Annotated in this window: 5 protein-coding genes; all 5 read right to left on the bottom strand. The window is 36.8% G+C overall.

The annotated features are described in order from the left end of the window. On the bottom strand, window positions 1–526 hold a 526-nt coding region (locus CALSC_RS02445), incomplete at its 3' end, for a hypothetical protein (RefSeq protein ID WP_088239838.1). 65 nt (window positions 527–591) lie between these two features. Further along, window positions 592–708: a putative dsRNA-binding protein gene (locus CALSC_RS02440; RefSeq protein ID WP_235006653.1), complete on the bottom strand. Its 117-nt coding sequence runs from the start codon at window positions 706–708 to the stop codon at window positions 592–594. Window positions 709–750: 42 nt separating this feature from the next. Continuing rightward, window positions 751–2079, bottom strand: coding sequence for an ATP-binding protein (locus tag CALSC_RS02435; RefSeq protein ID WP_088239837.1), 1329 nt, complete (start codon window positions 2077–2079; stop codon window positions 751–753). A 96-nt stretch (window positions 2080–2175) separates the two neighbouring features. Further along, window positions 2176–3438, bottom strand: a complete 1263-nt coding sequence (locus CALSC_RS02430; protein WP_235006652.1) for a tellurite resistance TerB C-terminal domain-containing protein — start codon at window positions 3436–3438, stop codon at window positions 2176–2178. 287 nt (window positions 3439–3725) lie between these two features. Then, entirely contained in the window at window positions 3726–5051 is a 1326-nt protein-coding gene (locus CALSC_RS02425; protein WP_088239835.1) for an ATP-binding protein, read from the bottom strand. Between the last annotated feature and the right edge of the window lie 949 nt (window positions 5052–6000).

Raw genomic sequence — 6000 nt, 5'->3', positions numbered from 1 at the left:
CATTGCGGAGGTCTTGGGATTCCTTTTGCAACAAATTTAAAATTTCTTCATATTTTTTCTGGATCTCATCCTGTAAAGTTTTAGATTGATTTAATACCTGTTCTCTCAGTTCCCTTTGACTGTTATTAGTTTGTTCGTCAAACTGGGAAAACTTACTTTCCAAAGAAGATATGATTTTCCTTTGTTCTGCGGCTAAATTATTGATACTTGTATCCCGTTCTACTTTCTCATTTTTCAGGCGATCGCTTAACGTTTCTATTTCTTTTTTCAGGTAATTTTCCAGTAAGTCTAAACGTTTTTTAGTTTCGTTCCGCAAACTAGCACATTCTTGAGATATCAGTGCTTCTAAGTTGGCAATTTTTTGTTCTTGTTCTCTTATCTGTTGCCCAAAAAGGATCTCTCTAACTTTCTCTAAGTTTTTACTTTCACCAAAACTATTATCAGTAAATGCAGGTTGTTTTTTGTCTGAAATAGAATTATTCACGCCGTCTATATTATTATTTTGTTCATTTGTTGGTGAAGTCATAATCTAAAAATATCCGTTAACTCAGTTGTTTTGATTGCATTTTAAAAATTAACGTTTTGGCATCTCTATGAAATATCTTGTTTCTTGATTTTTCCTAAAGCATCTTTCGCCGCAGCTTTTTCAGCTTCTTTTTTATTACTCCCCCTACCTTCTCCAAATTGTGGTTCTTGCGTTCCTTTTATGGAAATTGAGGAAGGATTTTTGTAAATAATCGTCGCCTTTGCTTATAAACTAAACTCCGCCACATCATCTTCACCTAAATCTACATCCTGCCCAACAACAGTGGGTTTAAAATCAGCGCCTTGAATAATATCAGTAAAAGAAATCCCATCATTTTGATACATGACATTGAGAATACCAATAAAATCTCGCACAATTTCACCAGGAGTAAGTAAAGCATCTGCTCCTAAACGATTCACAATTTCTCCCACAAATTTCTGCAAATCCCTATTAGTTAATTTCTGCTGATAACCGAAATTCAGGGTATGAATCTCACTGATATTTTTTAAAAGTGCCAGAATTTCATCTTCTGTGAGGGGGTTAAGACGAATCACAGGTCCCAAATACTCCTGCACCCCTGCTTGAGCAACAAAACGACTTTCCTTCGTCCTTCTGCGCCATGCTCCATCCGCAAATAGTCCTCGATGGGGATCTTCTAAAAATTTAGTGGTTCCACCAATAAAAACGCCCAAATTTTCTGCTTTACACTGCATGGTGTCATTAAAGATTCCCAGCAGTCGATTGTAATTTTTCTCCCTAGTTACTGTCGCCGGGATTTGATATAAATTGACAGCTTCATCTAACAATATAACCAGTCCTTTATAACCAATTTCCGCCACAAATTTTGCCACAATGCGGATGTAGTCATACCAACTATCATCATCAATAATCACCCGCACACCCAAAGCATTTCTGGCTTCTGTTTTCGTATTAAATTCCCCGCGTAACCACCGCATAGCCGCGCCTTTCATTTCATCATCATCCAAGCGGTAGCCGCGCCAGTAAGCAATAATTACATTCCCAAAATCAAAGCCGTGGACTAAGTCTTCTATATACTGAACAACTTCCCGAATTTTGGCTTCTACCTGATCATCAAACCCTTCATCATTGGGGCGCATTCCCGTATCTTGTGCCACTTGTTGCTGAATTTTATTAATCCAGCCTTCCAAAATAGCAATTAAAGCACCACCATCAGGACGAGTTTTTGTGGCAAGACAACTCATTAATTCCCTATAGGTTGCCAAACCTTCATTGTTACTTCCAGCCAATCGTCTTTGGGAAGATAAATCTGCATCTGCAACCACAAAACCTTGCTCTAAAGCCCGGTTGCGTAGGAGATGTAAGATAAAACTTTTCCCAGAGCCATAATTGCCAATGATGAAGCGAAATGCGGCTATACCTTCAGCGATATCATCAAGATTTTGTAATAGGCTTTTTAGCTCTTTTTCTCTACCTACGGCAATGTGTTCTAACCCAGTTCTAGGTACAACTCCCGCACCCAAGGAGTTAATTAAAGAAGTAGATATTTTTTTAGATATTTTGAGCTTTGCCATTTACTTCACCTCATTTTTTTTTAATGTGCTGAGGTTCATAGCTATTGATAGATAATAGACGAATTCACCCGAACAATTATTATATTATCTTACCATTTAATTAGATGATATTCCTTGATTTTCCATCTGGTCATAAATAGTAATTAATTTACTCACATTTTTGATATGTTCGGTAGATATTACTGGGGATTCTGCTTCTGATTCAATAATTAATTCACCAATTATTTCATTTGCTCTCCCATTAATGGCATCAATCAATAAGCTAGGCATGGTAATTTGATTTTCCGCAATTAGTTTGAGGATTTGATTAGTATTATTTTGTTCTAATATTGCTTTTAATGCTTCCACTTCGTAGGATGGCATATCTTGCAAAAATTGATGCCATTCTTTTGATAGACTATCCTCTGCATTCTCTGCTCCTTCGATGAAGTCCGCAAAAGGAAATAAATCTACATCCTCTTCTATTCCAGGTTGGGGTTCATTGGCAGATGGTTGAGCTACATTGTCTACTTGTTGCAATAACTCCCAAACTTGATTTTGTAATTGGTCTCGCTCAGTTTGTAAAAGATTGACCTGCTCTTGTAAATTATTAATTTCTGTTTTTTGCTCTGCAATTTTTTTATCTAAGGTAGTTAAGCTAGTTTCTAAGGTTGCTTTTTCATGGGTTTTTGCTCCTAATAATTCACTCTGCTTTGTCTCTTGTATTTCCAATTCTTGGATTTGGACTCTCATTTCATAAAGTTTTTCTTCTAATTGCGGTCTGAGTCTTTCTAGCAAAGTTAAATTATTTTCTAAGTCTTGCTTTTGCTTTTGTAAATCAGCGACTTGAGTTTGTAATTGTGTAATTTCTGCTTTGGATAGATTACAATTCAAATCTAGGCTACGTTTTTCTTTATTCAGTTCAGCTAAATTATCGTTGATTCCTTCTTGAGTTTGTTCTAATTCATCAATTTCAACTTGAAATTGGTGAACTTGCCTTTCTAGTTGCTTTTTTTCAAAAATAAAATTACTAACTTCTTGCTGAAATTTATCTCGTTGATTGCGGCTTTCAATAACTTGATTATGGAGTTGATTAGATTCTTGATACAAAGAAGAACAATATGTTTCCAGCTGATTAATTTCCCCTACAACCCGAGCTTTTAATCCTTCCAATTCTTGAATACGTCTTTGAAGAGAATCTCGTCGCCCCCGGATCTCATAATGTCTTTGTCGCTGTTCTATAGATAGTGCCGTATAGATCACAGTAATAGTGATCATACCTGTGAGTAATGCAGCCATAAAATTCCAGGTGAGAACAAGACTCAGACCAAAGCTGACACCCAGGGCAATTATACCGAGAACAAATCGATTACTGACCATAGCTGATTGCATATCGCTTGTTTAGAGGTGTGTCGCCAAAGAATAATGACTATAATTTGATGCCATTATTTTTTCACAGTTAATGTTGACTTCCAGGGAAGATTTGACCATCGCCCTCTAGAAAGAGCTACAAAAACTGGGGTGACACCTAAAAAATTTATTCGTGATTTTTACTGCTCCCTTACCTGAAGGCGAGGGGATTCTAAAAAGATGCTACGGGACGGGTTAAAATAGCGTCCCTGAACCTTAACCTCAGTGAACTAACTCCCCAAGGAGAACAGGGAAGTCTAAGCAAACTGACTATCATCAGGGAATAAGGCTAAATCAGCTTTGACAAAATCAATAAACTGGCGTGCAGTTCTTCCGGAACGCCCATTGTGGCGTGTTGCCCATTGTAAGGCTTGAGATGCTAATTCTTCTGGGTTCATGTCTATTTCTGCTTGTTTTGCTAGATGTTGGACAATTTGTAAATATTTGTTTTGGTCGGCTGGCTCAAAGGTGAGGGTTAGACCAAAGCGATCGCTAAATGATAGTTTCTCCTGCATTGTATCCCAGGCTTGAATTTCATCCTGGTTTTGAGGAGTTGGTCTATCTCCAAAAAACTCCCGAATTAAGTGACGGCGGTTGGAAGTCGCGTATACGACTACATTTGGAGGACGAGCTGTAAGGTTTCCTTCTAAAACAACTTTTAAGGCTTTAAAGGTATCATTATCTTCTTCAAAGGAAAGATCATCGACAAAGATAATAAATTTATGTGGTAATGAATGCAACTCCTGAATAATCTGGGGTAAATTGTGTAAATCAGATTTTGTCACTTCCAGCAATCTTAGCTGTGTATTACTGTAGTGGTTCAATAAAGCTTTGACTAGGGAAGATTTGCCTGAGCCACGACTACCGTATAATAAGACGTGCAGTGCTACATGACCGGAAAGTAAAAAATCAGTATTTTTTACCAGTGCCTCCCTTTGTGATTCATAACCCACCAGTTGATGCAAATTCACAGGATCGGGATAATCAATACCAAAAAATTTCCCATCTTGCCAACCCAGAGCTTGGTATTCTACAAATATACCCGTACCAAACTGTTGATAGTACAATCCCAAATCTGCTACTGCATCAGCCCAATTATCTAAGTGTTGCAGTTTGTCCATGAGGGAAAATTCTGCTTGTCCTTCTAGTTCTTCCTGTTCTCTGTACCATACCACTGGTGAAATTGGTAGATGGGCTGCTGTTTGTACCCATTCGCTTAAAATTGCACTACTGCATTCGTACAGGTTTTGTAGTACTTGTAGGTCGTGTTGGGCTGCTGTTACCAAAGATGGGGGTAAATCTGCAAATGGTAAGCGCTGAGCTAATCTGGAGAAAGGATTCTCGTCTCTGAGAATGCGAGTTATTAAGTATTCTTCCCAATTTTGATTTTGGTTGGCTAGGGATTGGAAGTAATTTCCATATGCTTGTAAGCACCCCCTAGCATCCGCATCAGGGTAACGTATAGATTGGAGTAACTCAATGAAGGCATTACCCACTTCTCCCTGTAGCACAGATTGGTAAAGCAACAAGGATGATACTTGACGTTGCAGGAATTGAACCCTGGCATTTGCTTGATTATCCATCGGTTATAGCGCTACGCGCAAGTAATAAGTAATAAGTAATAAGTTTACTGCTCATAGGTTTGGAGCTCCAACAATGTCCTAGCGGTTCGACTAAGTCCTAGCCATTTCAGGGCGGCTACGCCGACGGACACGCTACGTGGTAAGCGCAGCTATCCCTAGGCTTTACGTTCACCGTTATCCCTGAGCGAAGTCGAAGGGCTAACCTAATTGGGTAGTACTATAACTGAGTGGTGCAGTTCAACAACTATGGTAAATTATTTACCTACACTAATAATAAAATCAAAATTTACCCAAGTTTTGAGAATATATCAATTTTTTGCCGATATTAACCTGATTGTATGGTTGATTAATTCCATAATCTATGAATTATCTACCATGGTTAGCGATCGCCAATTTAGATGAAACTACTTATTAGGGAGAATTTAGAGTTTAAAATTTAGAATTATTAATCCATCAATGAATATGAATTTTACAGATAATATTTGAATAAATACACTGAAGTACTATATTTATTCATGCTTATTGATAATCATCATATGTTAATAATGAACAAAATATAGTTGATATTTTTATCCTAATTTTAAAAATTTTAATTATCACTTACGTAAATCAACTATATTTATACAGTAAATTATTCTTTTGAACAATAGGTACTGAGAAAAAATAGATTTCTGGTTTCGTTTACGTAAACCCTATAAATTACTTCATCACATATAGCTCATAATATATGTGGAATATGCTGGTGTTATTATTATCAAAGCTGATTAATATTAATAGATATAAGTTGTGGACAAATATGAGCCTAGTGAATATAGTGCGGCGGAGATAAACCTAAAATTAAGAAAACGTAACAGCTATAAGACAATTTTTTTCACTGTTTTATATCTCATAGTGGTAATAAATAACTAGAGACAATGTTTATATGAATATTGGCAAAAAATAGGTAATT

This window comes from Calothrix rhizosoleniae SC01 (genome assembly GCF_900185595.1).
GTDB classification, from domain to species: domain Bacteria; phylum Cyanobacteriota; class Cyanobacteriia; order Cyanobacteriales; family Nostocaceae; genus Calothrix_A; species Calothrix_A rhizosoleniae.
Note: the sequence above shows the minus strand (reverse complement) of the source record. Positions and strands in the feature narration are given on the sequence as shown.